Genomic DNA, 17,031 nt, shown 5'->3' with positions numbered 1-17,031 from the left:
ATCGAAGGCGGAGGGTCAAGCGGCGTCACCGGTGATTGCCGAACGACCCATGCCCGAAAAATTGAGGCCGCGACTGCAATTGCGCGCACCGCAGACGAGGATACGTATCGCGCTGCTGCTGATCGTGCCGGCCGCCATCGCCTTCAACCTGTACGTGAACAACATTGCGCTGTCGCGCGACATCGGCGGCATCAGCTTCGTGCAGCCGGCCGGCTGGAACTATCACACCGACACGCCGGTGATCCCGCATGCGCGGGTCATCCACTTCAGTGCCAGCGGTCTCGCCAACGCGATTCGCGAGCAGCATGGCGTGCCGCTGTTCGTGACCACCAAGTACCCGGCCGACAAGGGCGGGCTCAATCCGCTGATTGGTGTCAACGTGTTCGCGCACAAGTCGGATGACGAGCTTGCCCCGGAAAAATTGCTGGAGGCCAAGTTGTCCGAAGTGCAGCGCGATTCGCACAACGCGCTGGAGGTCATCGAGCCCATCGCGACACTGCCCATCGCGACGCTGCCCGGCGCGCGGGTGGTGGTGAAGGTACGCGCCGGCAAGGAGGCCGACGGTCTCAACCGCACCACGGTTTACACGCTGGTGGCGGGCCACCTGAGTTTCACCATCATCGCTTCCGATGCGGCGCAAGGTGAGCAAGCGACGGACGCCGAGTTACGCGACTTCATCTCTTCCATTGCCGTGGACGAGGTAAACCCGTAGGTGTGAATTCATTCGCACAGGGGATTCGGACGCAGACCGAAGCGTCGTTCCATGCGCGAATGAATTCGCGTTTACACGGTCGCGAACAGGTAGGCGCCGAGGATGATCAGGGTGACCGCCGCCACCCACGCTTCGGCCACCAGCCGCCACGGCATGGCGCCGCTCGAAAGCTCCATGAAGTGCAGGAATACCAGGCGCACCTTGAAGGCCGCGATCAGGATGATGGCGACGGTGGCGCCGCGCGCGGGCGCGTCGTTTTCGACCAGCGCGAACACCGCCAAGGTGGCGGCGATCAAGGCCAGCCACGCGCGCGTCATGGGCAGGGACAGTAAGGCCGTCATGGCGCGTGCAGCAGGTAAAGCATGGGGAACAGCACGATCCACAACAAGTCGACCATGTGCCAGTAGCAGCCGCTCGATTCAATCCACACCACGAAGCGCGCGTCCAGCGCATCCTGCCGGCTCTTGGCCAGGCATACCGCCAGCACCGCCATGCCGACCACGAAGTGCAGGAAATGCAGGCCGGTGAGCGCGAAATAGAACATGAAGAAATCGTTGCTGAGCATGGTGATGCCGGCCGCGATCTTGTGCCAGTACTCGAAAATCTTGCTGACCGCGAAACCCGCGCCGACCAGCATGCCGAGCGCCAGGTAACGCTGCACCGCCGCCCGCTGGCCGTCACGCGCGCAGTGCACCGCCAGCGCCACCAGCCACGAGCTGGTCAGCAATATGAGGGTGTTGAGGACGCCGAGGCGTGGGTCCAGCAGCTGGCGCGATTGCTCGAACAGCGCCACTGCCTTGCCGCGTTCGACCATGAACAGGCCGAACAGCAACGCGAACAGCGTGATGTCCGCGCTGATGAAGAACCACACGCCTTCGTCACCGGCCAGCCTGCGCTGACCGGTGGCGTCGTTGGTGGTCGCAAGCGTGGAGTCAGGCGGATGCACCTACGGCCTTTCCGACTGCGGCGGCATCGCCGGCCTTGGCGGTTTCACCGCGCGCTTCCGCCTCCAGACGCTTGATGGCGGAGAACAGGTAGGTGGTCACGAACACGATCCAGAAGAACCACAGGAAGAACTCGACCCAGAAATTGAGCGTGCCGCTGCGCGCGAAGATGCCGCTCTTGAAGAACGGCATGAACACTTCGGCGACGAAGCTGAAGCCGACCCAGATGCCGTACCAGGCCAACCACTTCGGCACCAGCGGCACGGCTCGCTGGTCTTTCAGGAACGCCACGCCCATCGCCACCATCTGCACGGTGGTGACCATGTAGCCCATGTCGATCAGCAGCCACGCGGTGTCGTAGAGCAATTGCAGGATGGAGTCGTCCAGCGCCTCGGGACGATAAGCGCCGGCCAGCCAGAACACGCACGACACCATGATCGGCACCACCGTCAGACCCGCGCCCCACACCGCGCAGGTGGAGAGAATGTTGTTGTCCTTCTCGATGCCGTACTCGATGACCTTGCCTATCGACAGGCCCCACAGGAAATACAGCACCGTGAAGCTCATCGCCATGCTCATGCCGAGGCGGATGATGTTGGCATCCTCGCGGAAGTAGTCGCCGATGACCTTGGCCGGCACGTCGGGCTGGAAGGGCGGAATGTTGTGGCCCATGAGGCCCCAGAACACGATGAACACCAACAGGAAGACCGGACCGCACCACGCCAACAGGCGCAGGTATTTCAGGCGCTCTAGCATTTCGTTTGCTCCCCCGACAATGATACGTAGGCGGCGCGCGGACTCTGCCTGGTCACGGCGCCGGGTGTGCCTGGGCCTGCCGATGGCGGCCCGACGAGCAAATGGTAAGCATGCTTACCATAACCGTGCAAGCTTTCCGCGACGGCCGGCGCCGCGATCCTTGATCGGACACCGTCACCGGCGCTCGCGGCACGACGCTACACTGGCCGGACACCAGCACAGGGGAGCTAAGGACCATGGCACAACTCGACGGCACGGCCATCATCGCGCGCAGCCTGAAGCGCCAGGGGGTCGAGCACATCTTCGGCGTGATGGGTTTTCCCATCGTCGACCTCGCCCAGGTCGTGCAACGCGAAGGCTTGAATTTCTACGGCTTTCGCAACGAGCAGTCGGCCAGCTACGCAGCCGGCGCGGTGGGGTTCATGAGCGGCCGCCCCGGCGTGTGCATGACCGTGTCGGGGCCGGGCATGGTGCACGCCGTGGCCGGACTCTCCAATGCGTGGGCCAACTGCTGGCCGATGCTGCTGGTGAGCGGCGCGCCGGATTCCTACCAGCGCGAGCAGGGCGCCTTCCAGGAAGCGCCGCAGCTCGAAGCGGCGCGACCTTTCGTCAAGCTCAGCACCCGCCCCGATTGCCTGGCGCGCGTGCCGGCTTATGTCGAGAAATGCGTTCGGACTTCGATGGCCGGACGTCCGGGTGCGGTGTATCTCGATCTGCCCAACGACATCATCGCCGATCGGTGCGAGGAGGAGCGCCTGCAGTGGCCGCCGTGCGCGACGGCGCCGGCCAGGTCGCTGGCCGATCCGCGCGAGGTGGAACGCGCGGTGGCGGCGCTGCGTTCGGCCAAGCGGCCCTTGGTGATCGTCGGCAAGGGCGCGGCCTATGCGCGCGCCGAACAAGAGGTGCGTGCCTTCATCGAAGCCGCGCGCCTGCCGTTCCTGGCCGCGCCGATGGGCAAGGGCGTGGTGCCCGATGACCACGCGCTGTCGGTGGCGCCGGCGCGCTCGCTGGCATTGCAGGAGGCCGACGTGATTTTTCTCATCGGCGCGCGCTTGAACTGGATCATGCACTTCGGCCTGCCGCCGCGCTTCGCGCGCGATGTGCGCGTGGTGCAGCTCGACATCGCCGCGGAAGAGATCGGCACCAACGTGCCCGCCGAGGTGGGGCTGGTCGGTGACGCGCAGGCGGTGATGGCGCAGATGAACGACGCGCTTGGCGCGTCGCCGTGGCGCTTCGCCGCCGACAGCGAGTGGTGGACGGCGCTGCGCGCCAAGATTGCCGACAACGATGCCCAGGTCGCCGCCATGACCCGCGACGATTCCTTGCCCATGGGCTACTACCGCGTGTTCGGCGAGATCCGCGCGCAGCTGCCGCGCGACGCCATCATTGTCAGCGAAGGCGCCAACACCATGGACATCGGCCGCAGCATGATGCCCAACTTCGCGCCCCGTCAGCGCCTGGACGCCGGCACTTTCGGCACCATGGGCGTCGGCCCGGGTTTCGCCATCGCGGCCGCCGTCACCCATGCGGACAAGCGCGTGTTCTGCATCGAGGGCGATTCCGCTTTCGGCTTCAGCGGCATGGAAGTCGAAACCGCTTGCCGCTACCGGCTGCCGATCACGTTCATCGTCGTCAACAACAACGGCATCGGCTCGGGCGAAACGGAGCTGCGCGATCCGATCCCGCCCTATACCTACACGCCCAACGCTCGTTACGACAAGGTCATCGAAGCGTTCGGCGGGCGCGGCTTCTTCGTCAACACGCCGGAAGACTTGCGCAACGCGTTGCGCGATGCCGCGCAGGAAAGCATGCCGACCTTGATCAACGTGATGATCAATCCGCAGTCGACACGCAAGCCGCAGAAGTTCGATTGGTTGACGCGCTAGACCGCGCGGAAAATTTTTGTGGGTCAGACTTCAGTCTGACATTGGGTCGACGACCTCGATGGGGCTGCACGCTGTGAATGTCAGACTGAAGTCTGACCCACAATGAATCGACGACGCACACGCACCTACAAGTCTTCCAATTCGCCGTAGCGTTTCACCACTGCTTCCAGGTCCGCGATCAGCTCCAGCGCCGCCGGTGGCAGGGCACGATCGACCAAGGTCCCGATCAACATCGGCAACACCAACAGGCGCGCCTGCGCCGGCGGCAGGCGCAGCGGCACGAAGGCGCCGCTCGACACTTCCGCGTGCAGCAAGGCGCTGGTGGCGAAGCCCACCGCGTCGGTCTCGCGCACGATGGCGCGCACCACGCCGAAATCGTTGACGATGACGGCCGCGTCGCGCCGCGCCTCGGGCCCGACTTCGTTACGCAACTCCTCGCCGATGCGACGTATGAACCAGCGTGGACCGGGGCCCTGCACGATGGGGTAGACCATGATGCGCGCGAGGCCGTGGGGGCCGCCGCTGGCGAGGGGATGGCCGGGCCGCACGAAGGGCTGGGCGTGGATCATGCCGATCTCGCGCAGCTCGAGCCCGGCGGTGGGTACGTCGGGGCGTACGCCGAAAAAGAAATCGATGCGCTTGTCACGCAGTTCCTGGGCGAGTGAACTCGAATCCTGCGCCTGCAGGCGAAAGCGCAGGCTGGGGTAGCGGCGCATGCCGCTGACGATGGCCTCGGTCAGGTAGGGCTCGATGAGGCCGGCTTCGGCGCCGATCGCGAGGCGACCAATGGCCGAGCCCTTGATGAGGCCGATCTCGCGGTGCGCCTCGTCCATCAGGCGCAGCGCCTGGGCGGCGGCGTCGATGACAACGCGCCCGTACACCGTCGGGTGTGAACCGCGCCGGTCGCGTTCGAACAGCGGCGCGCCGTAGGCGCTTTCGAGCCGCGTGATGACATCGCTCAGGGTCGATTGCGAGATGCCGAGCGCCTCGGCGGCGCGGCGCATGTTGCCGGCATAGGCGAGCTCGGTCAGGGCCTCGAGCTCTTCGCGGTGATTCATGGCGGTGCTCCGCGCGGGCCAATGACTTGACCTGGATCTGGTTTGACCGAATAGCCGAACGTATCGAGTCTATTATCCGGTTTTACGAACGGCAATCTTTGGTGCCAGACTCTCCCGCCACGGCGATGTCGTCCCGCACAGGACCTCACGACGCTCACACGAGCGCCTGCCGCCGACCGCTCCGCAGCCGCCTGGCGGCCCAACGCAAACCTTCGAGAGGAGAGGAGACCATGGCCCAATTCGATACCCTGATCCAGAACGGCACCATCATCGACGGTACGCGCGCGCCGCGTTTCAATGGCGACATCGGTATTCGCGACGGCAAGGTGGTGGCGATCTCGCGCACGCCCTTGGCCGCCGGGGACGCCAAGCAGGTGATCGACGCCAAGGGCCTCATCGTCGCGCCCGGCTTCATCGATCTCCACACTCACTACGACGCGCAGATCCAGTGGGATCCCTATTGCACGCTGTCCGGCTGGCACGGCGTCACCTCGCTGGTACTCGGCAACTGCGGCTTCGGTTTTGCGCCGGTCGCGCCCGCCAATCGCGATCGCGTGATGCTGTCGATGTCGCGCGTCGAAGCCATTCCCTACGACTCCATGAAGCAGGGCATGCTGTGGGACTGGGTGACTTTCCCGGAATGGATGGACTCGCTGGCGCGCATGCCCAAGGGCGTCAACGTGCTGTCCTACGTGCCGCTGGGCCCGCTCATGATCTGGGTGATGGGCCTCGAGGAAGCGAAGTCGCGCGAACCCACCGACGCCGAGATGGAAGAGATGTGCCGCCTCATCAACGTCGGCATGGATGCCGGTGCGCCGGGCTGGTCGGTGCAGAAGCTCGGTGATGGTTTCACCTCGGTGCAGCGTGACTACGACGGCACGCCGATGGTCACCGACATGATGAGCAACGAGACCTGCCTTAAATTCGCCGAGGTGCTGAAGAAGCGCGGTAACGGCCATATCCAGATCACGCAGGCGCGTGAAGACATCTACGAAGACCTGGTGTTCGTCGAGAAACTCGCGGAGGTGTCGGGCTGCCCGGTGCTGTTCAACGTGGTGTCGGCCAACAACTACCATCCGCGCCAGAGCCGTCGCCTGCTGCAATGGGCGGAGAAGGCCCAGGCCAAGGGCAACCAGGTGTGGCTGCAGGCCATCAACGTCGGCAACGAACAGACCATGACCTTCGAGGACTTCAACCTGCTCGACGGTCAGGACGATTGGCGCAACGTGACGCTCGGCGACGTGCCGACGCGCAAGGCCAAGATGCAGGACCCGCAGATCCGCGCCAACCTGCGTGAAGATTACGACCACGGTCGCATGCCGGTGGTGACGGGCCCGATCAAGAACTTCGTGGTGCACAAGACCTTCAAGCCCGGCAACAAGCAGTGGGAAGGCATGACGCTCGAGGCCATCGGCGCCGCCCAGAGCCGTCATCCCATCGACTGCCTGCTCGACATCGTGGTGGACGAGGACCTGCGTACCGAGATCTTCACGCCGCCGTTCAACACCGACGTCGAGCTCAACCGCGAGATCTTCAGCAGCGAATACACCGTGCCCGGCGTGTCCGACGGCGGCGCGCATACCAAGTTCGTGACCATCGGCCGTTACACCACCGAGTTCATCACCGACTTCGTGCGCGACAAGAACATCCTCGGACTCGAGGAAGCGCATTACCGCCTGTCATGCCTGCCGGCGCGCATGGCGGGCTTCCTCGATCGCGGCGTGCTGGCCGAAGGCCGGCCGGCCGACGTCGTGATCTACGACTACGATGCATTGCAATGCACGCCCTCGGAAATCGCCCACGATTTCCCGGGCGGCGAATGGCGCCGTATCCAGAAGGCCGAAGGTTATCGGTACATCATGGTCAACGGCGACGTCACCTTCCGTGACGGCGAATGCACCGGCGCCACGCCGGGCAAACTGCTGCGTCACGGTCACGCTTGAGGCGAGGAGAGGCCTGGTAAGGAGGCGGCACCTTTCGCGTGCCGCCGCCGGGGAGAGGGGGGAGCGTGTTCGACGATTGTCGGGCGCGTCCTCTCCCTGGCAATTCTCGGCAATCTGATGGTCTTTTCGTGGGTGCGAATTTGCTCGCACGTTCTTTGATGCTTCCCTGCGTCGTGCGAATGAGCCGTCAGACTGAGGTCTGACCCACAAGGAGCTTGTCAGGCTGAAGCCTGACCCACAATGGCGCAGGCAGCGAAGCTCCGTGGGTCAGACTTCAGTCTGACGATTGCGGGCGCCGAATGTCTCGGCCTCCGCAATCGCTGGTGCTACTGCTTAACCGACATACTTCGCGTACGCATCCAGTGCCTTCAACACCACGCTTTCATCGCCTATCGGCAAACGCATGATGGCGCGCTTGACGCCGGTACCACGCGCCTTGGCCAGCGTTTCCCCTGACTGGATCTCGTCGTTGAGGAAGAACAGCGACACCTCGAGCTGGCTCGGGTCGCGTCCGATTTCACGCATGCGCCGGTGCACGTCGGCGACGTTGGCGGCGGCTTCGTCGATATCGAAAGCCAGCGGCAGCCAGCCGTCGCCATGACGCGCCACCTGGGCGCGACCGAAAGGCGTGTTCAAGGTGCCGAGCACCACCGGCGGGCCTTCGGGGCGCAGCGGCTTGGGGTATTGCCAACTCTCGGCGAACTCCACGAACTCACCCTTGAAGCTCGCCTTGTCCTCGCGCCACAGCGTGCGCACCGCGGCCAGCCGTTCGCGCAGTTCGCGCCAGCGCGTTTCAAAGGCCACGCCGTGATGGCCCATCTCCACCACGTTCCAGCCGGCGCCGATGCCGAAGATGAAACGGCCTTCGCTCAGGCGGTCGAGCGTCGCCACGTGCTTGGCGATGTTGATCGGATGGTGCTGGTTGAGCAGGCACACGCAGGTGCCGAGCTTGAGGCGCGTGGTGACCGCCGCGGCCGCCGCCAGCGAGGTGAAGGGATCGGACATGTGCCGGTATTCCTCCGGCAGGAAGAACAGGTTGCCGCCGGCCATCGGCATGCCGGTCTCGGGATCGGCCGGCTCGCCCGGCAAGGGCACCGGGATATGCGTGTGTTCCGGCACCCACAGCGATTCGAAGCCGCGCTCTTCGGCGGCGCGCGCCAGCTTGTCTGTCCTGAAGGTGTACTCGGTATTGAAGGAAAAGACGCCGATATCCACTGCTCGTACTCCCCACTGCGCGGTTGAATGCCGGCAGTGTACCGAACCGCGCACACCGATGGTGGCTGTCAGTGCGTCGCGCCGCTTTGCGCCATGTCGACTTTGCGCACCAGCGGCATCAGCAGCAGCGCGGCGAAGAACATCGCGCCCAGCAATTGAAACATCTGGTTGGTGGTCATGACTTCCGCTTCCCGCCACGTGTAGCGCGCCACCAGTTCGAGGCCGGCCCGCGTGGCATCCGGGCTGCCGCGATCGAGCGCGACACCGCTCATGCGCTGCCACAGCGCCATGGCCTGCGGGTCGTCATAGGACAGGAAGCCGCGCAGGTGGGCGTAGTACTCCTTGCGCCAGCCGACCATCAGGGTGTTGGCCACGGCCAGGCCAATGGCGCCGCCGAGGTTGCGCATGAGATTGAACAGGCCGCTGGCGTTCTGCACTTCCTCGGGCGGCAAGGTGCCGAGCGCGAGCGCATTGATGGGCAGGAAGATGAACATCATGGAGATGCCGCGCAACGCCTGCGGCAAGAACATCTCCGCATAGCCCCAGTCGGCATTCATGCCGCCATTCATCCAGCAGCCGGCGCCGTAGATGGCCAGCCCCAGTGCCAGCATCAGGCGCGAATCCATCCAGCGCGCGGCGGCGCCGGCCAGGAACGCGGACAGGAACTGGAAGCCGCCGGTCACCACCAGGTATTCGCCGATCTGCAGGCTGTTCAGCCCTTTTACCGCGGCGAGATGTACCGGCATGAGATACAGCACGGTGTAGATGCCGACGCCCATGATGAAGCTGTAGATGCTGCCGATGGCGAAATTGAAATCGCGGAATGCGCGCAGTTCGACTATCGGTTCCTTGATTGAAAGCTCGCGCACCAGCATGCCGAGGCCGCCCAGCACGGCGAGCGCGGTGAAGAACACGATCTCATGGCTCTCGAACCACTGCTTGCGTACGCCTTCCTCGAGCACGAACTGCAGGCTGCCGAGAAACACCACCACGCACAGTACGCCGGCGAAATCGATGCGTTTCAGCAAGGACCAGTCGGGCTTGTCGACATCGACGAACAGCGCCACGCACAAGGTGATCACGGCGCCCGGCACCAGGTTGATCAGGAACAGCGCATGCCAGGAATAGGATTCCGTCAGGTAACCGCCGAGCACCGGCCCGGCGGTCGGCGCGATCGTCACCACCAGCCCCGCGACCACCGTCATCGGTGTTTGCAGACGCGGCGGAAACAAGGTGTAGATGACCGAGAACACGGTCGGGATCATGACGCCGCCAAACGCGCCCTGCAGCGTGCGGAAGGCGACCATGGCGGGCAAATCCCATGCAAACGCGCACAGCGCGCTGGTCAAGGTGAAGCCGCCGGCCGCCACCGCCACCAGCACGCGGGTCGATAGCGCGCGCGCCAGCCAGCCGGTCAAGGGAATGATGATGACCTCGGCGATGAGGTAGGAGGTCGTGACCCAGGTGATCTCGTCGCGCGTGGCGGACAAGCCGGCCTGGATCTGCTGCAGTGAGCTCGACACGATCTGGATGTCGAGGATGGCGATGAAGATGCCGAGCACCATCGCCGCGAAGCCTATCCAGTCGCCGAGCGTGAGAACCCGTTCCTGGGCGCCGTTGCCGTTGGCGACGCGCTCTTCCATGGCGGCGCTCAGCGCACGCGTACTTTCACGACGCAGGACAGTCCCGGCTTCAACAATGCCAGCGCGCGGTTGGCATCGAGGCGGATCTTGACCGGCACGCGGCGCACTATCTTGGTGAAATTGCCGGTCGCGTTCTCGGGCGGCAGGATGCTGAACTCGGCGCCGCTGGCCGGCGCGCTGCTGTCCACCACGCCGGTCAGGGCGGCCTGCGGATAGGCATCGACTTCGATGGCCACCGGCTGGCCGGCGCGCATGTTCTCGAGTTGGGTTTCCTTGAAGTTGGCTTCCACGAACAAGCCCTCTTGCGGCACCAGGAAGGCCAGCACCGCGCCCGGCTGCAGCAATTGCCCGACCTGCACCGCGCGGTTGCCGAGTACGCCGCTGATGGGCGCCAGGATGCGGGTGTGGGTGAGCGCGACCTCGCTACGCCGCAACGCCGCTTCGGCGGTCTTGTGCGCGGCCTCGGCCTCGGCGATCTGGGCGGCCAGGGTCGCGCGCTCGCGGGTCGCTTCTTCGGTCAGCGCGCGCTGACGGGCGAGTTCCGCACGGGCGATGGCCACCGCGCTCTCCGCCGCGTCGCGCTGTTGGGCCGGCACCGAGCCGTCTTCGACGAGGCCGGCGAGGCGCGCGAGATCCTTCTGTGCGCGGCTGAAGCTGGCGCTGGCGGCGGCGAAGCTCGCCACGTGCTGGGCGATGCGCGCGTTCTGGGTGTCGAGTTCGGCGTTGAGAGTCGCGCGCCGCAGCGCGCGCGACGCCGCTTCGGCGGCGGCCTGGTCACGCTCGGCGAGCAGTGGCGCATCGTCGATCTCCACCAGCAGGGCGCCGGCCTGCACCGCCTGGTTGTCGGTGAAGTGCACGGCCTTCACATGGCCGGTGATGCGTGCACTGATCTGGGCCATGTGCGCGCGCACGTAGGCGTTGTCGGTGCTCTCGAACGGCCGCACGTGGGTCTGCCACCAGGCATGACCGAAGTAGCCGATCACGGCCACCACGCCACACCAGAACAGCAGGGTCAGGAATCGCGTCAGTGCGCGCATGGGCTCAATCTTGTACTAAACCGTGTAGTGTAGAATAATCAGGTCGAACGCCAACCGCAATCCCGCGCCGATATCCGCCATGACGCAACTCACCGACGCCAAGCGCGACGCCATTCTCGAGGCGGCCTCGCGCATGTTCCTGGCCGAGGGCTACAGCGCGGTCAGCATGGATGCCATCGCGCTTGCCGCGCCGGTGTCCAAGCCTACCCTGTACAACTATTTCCCGGGCAAGCAAGCGCTGTTCTCGGCGGTCGTCGAGCGTGACTGCGCGCGGCTGGCATTGGCGGTCGACAGCGCGGTCACCGATGACGGCGATCTGCGTTCCGACCTGCAGACCATCGCGCGTGCCTATGTCGACATCGTCTACGAACCGCGCTGCCTGGCGCTGTATCGGGTGATCATCGCCGAGCTCAAGCATTTTCCCGATCTCGGCAAGCTGACCTACGAGAGCGGCGCGATCCCGATCATCGCCGCCATCAGCCGCTACCTGCGCGGCGCGGGCACCAAGGCCGGCGTCTGTTTTCCCCACGTCGAGCGCTCGACGCGCCTGTTGATCAGCATGCTGACCGGCGACGAATTCCATCGCTGCCTGCTCGGCCTGTCACCGACCTTGAGCGCGCGTCAACGCGCGCTGCTGGTGTCGCGGGTAGTGGACAATTTCCTCAAAGCCCATGGCAACGACGCATAGGCGCCGCCGCATCGCGCTGGCGATGGGCGCCATGTTGCTCGGTGCCTGCGCGGTCGGCCCCGACTACCGTGCGGCGCCGGTCACGGCGCCCGCGCGGTGGCAGGCGACCACCGACGCCGCGCCCAGCGCGCTCGAGGCCAGCCCGCTCAGCGACGATGCCGAAGCGCTGCAACGCTGGTGGACCTGGTTCGAGGACGACAACCTCGACGCGCTCATCGACATGGCGATGGCACAGAACCTCGATGTGCGGGCGGCCGGCGCGCGGCTGCGCGCGGCGCGCGCCGAGCGTCGCGCCGCGGCGGCGGGACTCGGGCCGCGCCTCGGCATGGGCGTTGGCAGCGAGCGCACCCAGAACCCGATGCCGGGCCTCGCGCCGGGTCTCACCTTCACCCAGCACGAGATCGGTTTCGATGCGCGGTGGGAAATCGACCTGTTCGGCAGGCACAAGCGCCGCGTCGAGGCCGCCGATGCGCTCGTCGAGGCCAGCCAGGCCGAGGTCGAGGCGGCCATGACGGTGTTGTGCGCCGAAGTCGCGCGCAGCTACTGGGAAATGCGCGCGAGCGACGCCGGCATCGTCATCAAGCAAGCGGCCATCGAACTTGCCGGGCGCGACGCGCACCACGCGAAGCGGCGTGCCGACGCCGGTATCGGCACGCGCGACGCAGCCTTGGCCGCCGACGCGCGCATCCAGGTCGCGCGCACCGAACTCGTGGCACTGGAACTCGCGCGCAGCACCGCGCAGCGCCAGGTCGAACACCTGCTCGGCGTCGAGCCCGGCAAGCTCGCCGTCACCCTGCATGCGCGCAACCAGCCCTTGCCGCAGTTCGCGCCGCGCCTGCTGCTGACCCCCACGGCGGTGCTGCGCAACCGGCCGGACATCCAGCGCGCCGAACGCCAGCTTGCCGCCGCCACCGCGCTCAAGGCCGCCGCCATTGCCGATCTCTACCCCAGGATTTCGATCGGCATGTTCTTTGGTCTGCGCAATACCGCGCTGTCGGCGCTCATGAGCATGGCCTCGAAGTCGTGGTCGGGCGGCGGTTCGGTGTTGCAGCCGCTGTTCGACGGTGGCCGCCTGCGCGCGATGGTGGAGGCGCGCGACGCCGACATCGAATCCGCCATGGTGGCCTTCGAGCGCGCCAATCTCGATGCCCTGCATGAAACCGAACAGGCGTTGGCGCAATGGCTGGCGGCGGAACGTGGCCGTGAAGCCAGTACCGCGATCGTCGCCGCCAGTGAGCAGGCCGTGGCACTCGCCAGTCATCGTCAACGACAGGGAGTCGCCGATGCGCGGGAGGTGATCGCCGCCGAGCTTGCGCAACTCGAGGCGCGAGCCGCGCTGAAACGCAGCGAGGCCGACGTCACGGTGTCGACGGTGGCGGTGCTGAAGGCACTGGGCGCCGGTATTCACCACGCCGGTGCCGCCACGCCCGCCACGCCGGCGAGCGCCGCCGGCGGCGCGCCCTAGACCAGCCGCCAGCGCATTCCACCCAGCACGAAGGCCGAGTCCTGGTACGCGATGCCGAGGCGGTTCAGCGTGGCGGTGATCGCAAGCTTGTCGATGGTGACGAGGTCCAGCCCCGCCAGCCCTTCCGGGCGCCCATCCGCGCAGCGCACGAAGCGCACATCGGCATTGTCGAGGCGCAAATGCGGCACGCCGTCGACGGTGACCAGCGGCAACTGCGTGATGGCCGCCCAGCGCTCCGCGAGTGCCCGCGGCTGGTCGGCCTGGATCTCGGCCGCGACGATGGCGCTGACACGCGAGGTGCGTACGTGCGTGCGCCAGTCATCACCGGCCGGCACCCAGTTGGCGGCGTCGTCGAGCTGCTGATCGATCTCGAGAAACGTGCCGCCGGTATCGCGCGGGTGTAATTGCATGTTGCGAAAGCCCTCGGCCTTGAATTCATGGGCGACACGTACGCCCAACGCATCCACGTGCCGGCGACGCGCCGCATGGTCGTCGCACTGTGTGATGACCATGTAACCGCCATCGCCACGGCGGCGTTCGAGATAGCGGCCGGCAGCGGTATCGTCACGGGTGGGCGCGACGATTTCCAGAAATTGCCGGCCGATCGGCAGCAGCACGTTTTCGAGACCATAGGCAGCCACCGCCGGGTCGCGATGACAGGGCGAGAGGTCGAAGACCTCGACCAGCAGTTTCTCGAGCGGCGCGAGGTGGGCCGCCACCAGGGCGATCTGACGCAGCGCAAGTTCCATGAGCGTATATCCCGCGAGCGGTGGGGCCCCATTCTAGGCCGCGAGCGCAGCGCGCTTCGAGCGCCGCTTATGGTGTATGGTGCTGACCGGCGCGCGTCGAGCACTCGTGCGGCCATCACCACAGCATTGCCCACGGATCGGGATGGGCGTACGGGAGGCGACGTTCATGGGCTGGCCAGCGCTGGTCGTCGGCGGCGCGCTGGCGCTCGCCATACTGCTGCTCGGCCAATACCTGGCCGTGCTGCTGATGCTGCGTCGACTGCGCCTTGCGCCACCGGTGATGGCCGAGCACATCGACCTGCACACGGTGCCGCCCGCCCACGCCGAACTGCTCGCCCTCGCCGAGCCGCGGCTGCGCGCGCTCGGCTTCGAGTTCGAATTCGCGAGCCGCGGCCCGGCGCCGCTCGTGACCAGCAAGCCCTGCCCCCACTATTCCACCACTTGGTGCCATGCCGAGAGTGGCGCGTGGGCGGTGGTCGGCCTGAGCGAGCAGCCGGAATTCGATGATCTCTACCGGGTGGCGTTCTATTCGTTCTATCAAGCCGGCCCGCACCTCTATACCCTCGCGCGCCGCGCCCACGAACAACTGCTCGTGCTGCCGCAGTTCGACCTCGCCGACAGCGGTCGCGACCTCGAGCATCAATGGCAAACCCACCTCGAACGCATGCGCGCGCGGGATGCGCGCGAACTTATCCGCGACAAGGACACGATCGCCGACATCGAGCGCGCCATGCCCGCACAGTCACGCGCGGCGTTGCAGGCCAGCGACAGTGTGGTGACGGACAGCGATGGCAGCGCGCGCCTCACCTGGCCGGGTGCACTGCGCTACGTGCGGCGCTATCGACAAGGCATCCAGCGCCTGCGCCAAACGCCGCTGACACCGGCCGATGGCAACGGTTTGGATGCCACCGCGCCGCACGCCGCGCAGCTGCGCGCCCAGGCCGATGCCATCGCCATCGGCTACACGCTGTTTGCACAACAGCGTGATGCGGGACGCCGGGGCAAAATGCTGGTCCTGCTCACGACCGGCCTCGCATCGCTGTGCGTGTTCGCTTGGTTCTTCGACTGGTTGTTCAGCGCCGTGCTGATGGCCGTGTTGCTGTTCCATGAACTCGGACATCTCCTCGCCATGCGTGCGGCGGGCTATCGCGACCTGCAGGTGTTTTTCATTCCGCTGTTCGGCGCCATGGCCAGCGGTCGCGAGCAACAGGCAACGGCGTGGCACAAGATGCTGGTGCTGTTGGCCGGGCCCTTGCCGGGCATCGTGCTCGGCTGCGCGTTGCTGCATGGCGCGGCCAGCGGCCAGTTGCCGGCCACGCCGTTGCTCACGGCCGCGACCAGCACCTTGCTCGCCATCAATTTATTCAACCTGCTGCCGCTGGTGCCGCTCGACGGCGGACGATTCTTCGATGTGCTGTTCTCGGCGCGCCTGCCGCGCCTGCGTGGCGCATTCGCGGCGCTCGGTGCCGCGGGCCTGCTCGGCATCGGACTGTGGTCGCAGACGCCGATGATCAGCGTGCTGGGTGGCGCGCTATTGCTCGGCGTGCCGGCGCAGGTTCGTCAGGCGCGCCTGCTCGCCGCGCTGCGCGGCGTCCATCGCCACGGCATGGATGAACAAGGCGAGTGGCTGCAGGCGCTGACGCGCCTGGTTGCCACCAGTGGCCTGGCGACGCTGCCCTATGCGCAGCGCCTGGCACTGGCGCGCAGCATCACCGCCAGCGGTCTCGGCGCGGCGCCATCGGTGCTCAGCATCTTCGCCGGCCTCGCGCTCTATGCCTTGGGGTTTGCCTTGCCGGCGACGACCCTCGCCCTGCACGGCGTTGACGTGCTGCGTGTTCTCGGCATCGGCGCGCAGGCCGCACAAGTCGCGCCCGCGACCCGCGATGTCGAGCGCGAACTCGCCGCAACGCCCGACACCCGCGCGCGGCTCGCGCTGCTGCTGGGCGCCGCCGCCGAAGCCGAGGACAGCGAAGACTACGCGCGCGCCCATGCCTGGTTCGAACGCGCGCGGGACTTGACCGATACGTTGCCCGGCAGTGCTCGACAACGCGTCGACGCAGTGCTCGGCATGGCACGCACCATCGACGACCCCGCGAGTGCACGGCCGATGCTCGAGGCGCTGCTGGCGACACTGCGCGCGCCCGACCGCGACACGCGTCTCCGATACGCCGAGGTGCTGATGGCATTACGCGACGACTACTCGCCGTCAGCCCGTGACAGCGACATCGGGCGACTGCAGGAAGTGGTGGCGATCCGTGGCGAACTGCTGCCGGCCAGTCATACCGACCTGCTCGATGCGCGCCAGGCGCTGGCCTGGCAACTGTGGCAGGCGGGCAAGGACGCAGCGGCACGCGCGCAACTCGAGGCGCGCCTCGACGCGCTGATGCGCGATCCTTGTGACGCGGCGTGCCTCGCTGCCCACGGCTGGATGCGCGCCAAGGCCTGGTCCGACCTTGCGTGGTTGCTGCTCGCGCTGGGTGAACCGGCGGCCGCCGCGCAGCTTGCGCAGGATCATGGACGTGCCCTCGAGGCGTTGAAGGCCGCCGCGCGCGGCGAACGGCAGGCACTCGCCACACTCGAGGCGTGGGTGCGTGACGCCAATGGCGATCATGCCGGCGCGCTGGCCGCGCTGGCGGCGCTGGAGGATGAATACGACGCCGCGACCCCGCTATTCAACGAGCTGCAGTGGCTCATCGATCTCGCGATCTTCGCCGAGCGCGCGGCGCAGGACACCGCTGCCTCGCGCTGGCACGAGCGGCTGCGCGAACGGGTCGCGGCGCAGCGCCGAAAGAACGCGCGCTTCAATCTAGGCTGGCTGCGCGCGTCGCGCCTATCGCCCTACGCGTGGAACCGTGTGCAGCTCGATGCTGAGATCGCATGGCTCGAAAAGCACGAACCAGGCTTGCTCGCCGTGCCGCGCCGTTGAGCGCAGGCC

At 66.5% G+C, this 17,031-nt stretch carries 15 protein-coding genes; 6 read left to right on the top strand and 9 right to left on the bottom strand.

Annotated elements, in window-relative coordinates:
* Positions 1 to 15 precede the first annotated feature (15 nt).
* Complete coding sequence (locus tag IPM80_16715; GenBank protein ID MBK8960009.1) at positions 16 to 138, bottom strand: hypothetical protein; 123 nt, start codon at positions 136 to 138, stop codon at positions 16 to 18.
* Between IPM80_16715 and IPM80_16710 the strand changes: the two genes are divergently transcribed.
* Positions 125 to 712: a hypothetical protein gene (locus IPM80_16710; protein MBK8960008.1), complete on the top strand. Its 588-nt coding sequence runs from the start codon at positions 125 to 127 to the stop codon at positions 710 to 712. The two genes, IPM80_16715 and IPM80_16710, sit on opposite strands and share 14 nt — an antisense overlap.
* 71 nt (positions 713 to 783) lie before the next feature.
* On the opposite strand, the gene IPM80_16705 is transcribed toward IPM80_16710, so the two are convergent.
* The 3 genes from IPM80_16705 to IPM80_16695 are packed head-to-tail and all read right to left on the bottom strand — an operon-like array spanning position 784 to position 2,412.
* Complete coding sequence (locus IPM80_16705) at positions 784 to 1,053, bottom strand: cytochrome C oxidase subunit IV family protein (GenBank protein MBK8960007.1); 270 nt, start codon at positions 1,051 to 1,053, stop codon at positions 784 to 786.
* Complete coding sequence (locus IPM80_16700) at positions 1,050 to 1,658, bottom strand: cytochrome c oxidase subunit 3 family protein (GenBank protein ID MBK8960006.1); 609 nt, start codon at positions 1,656 to 1,658, stop codon at positions 1,050 to 1,052. The genes IPM80_16705 and IPM80_16700 overlap by 4 nt, the downstream gene beginning before the upstream one ends.
* Positions 1,645 to 2,412 (bottom strand): hypothetical protein, encoded by a 768-nt coding sequence (locus IPM80_16695; protein MBK8960005.1) that lies wholly within the window; start codon positions 2,410 to 2,412, stop codon positions 1,645 to 1,647. The genes IPM80_16700 and IPM80_16695 overlap by 14 nt, the downstream gene beginning before the upstream one ends.
* Before the next feature lie 236 nt (positions 2,413 to 2,648).
* Between IPM80_16695 and oxc the strand changes: the two genes are divergently transcribed.
* Positions 2,649 to 4,298 carry an oxalyl-CoA decarboxylase gene (gene oxc, locus IPM80_16690; GenBank protein ID MBK8960004.1) on the top strand — a complete coding sequence of 550 codons (1,650 nt, stop codon included), beginning with the start codon at positions 2,649 to 2,651 and terminating at the stop codon, positions 4,296 to 4,298.
* 125 nt (positions 4,299 to 4,423) lie between these two features.
* Here the strand turns inward: oxc and IPM80_16685 are convergent, their stop codons facing one another.
* A complete protein-coding gene (locus IPM80_16685; protein MBK8960003.1) occupies positions 4,424 to 5,356 on the bottom strand; it encodes a LysR family transcriptional regulator in 933 nt (310 codons plus the stop codon).
* A 230-nt stretch (positions 5,357 to 5,586) separates the two neighbouring features.
* Here IPM80_16685 and IPM80_16680 point away from each other — a divergent pair, with 230 nt between their 5' ends.
* Positions 5,587 to 7,299 (top strand): amidohydrolase family protein, encoded by a 1,713-nt coding sequence (locus tag IPM80_16680; GenBank protein MBK8960002.1) that lies wholly within the window; start codon positions 5,587 to 5,589, stop codon positions 7,297 to 7,299.
* Positions 7,300 to 7,632: 333 nt separating this feature from the next.
* Here the strand turns inward: IPM80_16680 and IPM80_16675 are convergent, their stop codons facing one another.
* The 3 genes from IPM80_16675 to IPM80_16665 form a co-directional block, all read right to left on the bottom strand.
* Positions 7,633 to 8,514: an LLM class F420-dependent oxidoreductase gene (locus IPM80_16675; GenBank protein MBK8960001.1), complete on the bottom strand. Its 882-nt coding sequence runs from the start codon at positions 8,512 to 8,514 to the stop codon at positions 7,633 to 7,635.
* Between the two features lie 68 nt (positions 8,515 to 8,582).
* The gene (locus IPM80_16670) at positions 8,583 to 10,157 is read right to left on the bottom strand and encodes a DHA2 family efflux MFS transporter permease subunit (protein MBK8960000.1); all 1,575 of its coding nucleotides are present in this window, start codon (positions 10,155 to 10,157) and stop codon (positions 8,583 to 8,585) included.
* An 8-nt stretch (positions 10,158 to 10,165) separates the two neighbouring features.
* Entirely contained in the window at positions 10,166 to 11,194 is a 1,029-nt protein-coding gene (locus IPM80_16665) for an HlyD family secretion protein (GenBank protein ID MBK8959999.1), read from the bottom strand.
* A 79-nt stretch (positions 11,195 to 11,273) separates the two neighbouring features.
* On the opposite strand from IPM80_16665, the gene IPM80_16660 reads away from it, so the two are divergent.
* A complete protein-coding gene (locus tag IPM80_16660) occupies positions 11,274 to 11,882 on the top strand; it encodes a TetR/AcrR family transcriptional regulator (GenBank protein MBK8959998.1) in 609 nt (202 codons plus the stop codon).
* Entirely contained in the window at positions 11,866 to 13,347 is a 1,482-nt protein-coding gene (locus IPM80_16655; GenBank protein MBK8959997.1) for an efflux transporter outer membrane subunit, read from the top strand. Before IPM80_16660 ends, IPM80_16655 begins: the two co-directional genes overlap by 17 nt.
* Here the strand turns inward: IPM80_16655 and IPM80_16650 are convergent.
* Entirely contained in the window at positions 13,344 to 14,096 is a 753-nt protein-coding gene (locus IPM80_16650) for a VOC family protein (protein MBK8959996.1), read from the bottom strand. The two genes, IPM80_16655 and IPM80_16650, sit on opposite strands and share 4 nt — an antisense overlap.
* A gap of 166 nt (positions 14,097 to 14,262) precedes the next feature.
* Between IPM80_16650 and IPM80_16645 the strand changes: the two genes are divergently transcribed.
* A complete protein-coding gene (locus tag IPM80_16645; GenBank protein MBK8959995.1) occupies positions 14,263 to 17,022 on the top strand; it encodes a site-2 protease family protein in 2,760 nt (919 codons plus the stop codon).
* Positions 17,023 to 17,031: the final 9 nt, after the last annotated feature.

Source organism: Pseudomonadota bacterium, assembly GCA_016719885.1.
Classification (GTDB): domain Bacteria; phylum Pseudomonadota; class Gammaproteobacteria.
This window is presented reverse-complemented; position numbering and strand designations above follow the sequence as displayed.

Excerpts from the sequence above, each read along its gene's own strand:
- IPM80_16715 (MBK8960009.1), bottom strand. The coding sequence starts at position 138 with ATGGCGGCCGGCACGATCAGCAGCAGCGCGATACGTATCCTCGTCTGC.
- IPM80_16705 (MBK8960007.1), bottom strand. The coding sequence starts at position 1,053 with ATGACGGCCTTACTGTCCCTGCCCATGACGCGCGCGTGGCTGGCCTTG.
- IPM80_16695 (MBK8960005.1), bottom strand. The coding sequence starts at position 2,412 with ATGCTAGAGCGCCTGAAATACCTGCGCCTGTTGGCGTGGTGCGGTCCG.
- oxc (MBK8960004.1), top strand. The coding sequence starts at position 2,649 with ATGGCACAACTCGACGGCACGGCCATCATCGCGCGCAGCCTGAAGCGC.
- IPM80_16685 (MBK8960003.1), bottom strand. The coding sequence starts at position 5,356 with ATGAATCACCGCGAAGAGCTCGAGGCCCTGACCGAGCTCGCCTATGCC.
- IPM80_16680 (MBK8960002.1), top strand. The coding sequence starts at position 5,587 with ATGGCCCAATTCGATACCCTGATCCAGAACGGCACCATCATCGACGGT.
- IPM80_16670 (MBK8960000.1), bottom strand. The coding sequence starts at position 10,157 with ATGGAAGAGCGCGTCGCCAACGGCAACGGCGCCCAGGAACGGGTTCTC.
- IPM80_16665 (MBK8959999.1), bottom strand. The coding sequence starts at position 11,194 with ATGCGCGCACTGACGCGATTCCTGACCCTGCTGTTCTGGTGTGGCGTG.
- IPM80_16660 (MBK8959998.1), top strand. The coding sequence starts at position 11,274 with ATGACGCAACTCACCGACGCCAAGCGCGACGCCATTCTCGAGGCGGCC.
- IPM80_16655 (MBK8959997.1), top strand. The coding sequence starts at position 11,866 with ATGGCAACGACGCATAGGCGCCGCCGCATCGCGCTGGCGATGGGCGCC.
- IPM80_16650 (MBK8959996.1), bottom strand. The coding sequence starts at position 14,096 with ATGGAACTTGCGCTGCGTCAGATCGCCCTGGTGGCGGCCCACCTCGCG.
- IPM80_16645 (MBK8959995.1), top strand. The coding sequence starts at position 14,263 with ATGGGCTGGCCAGCGCTGGTCGTCGGCGGCGCGCTGGCGCTCGCCATA.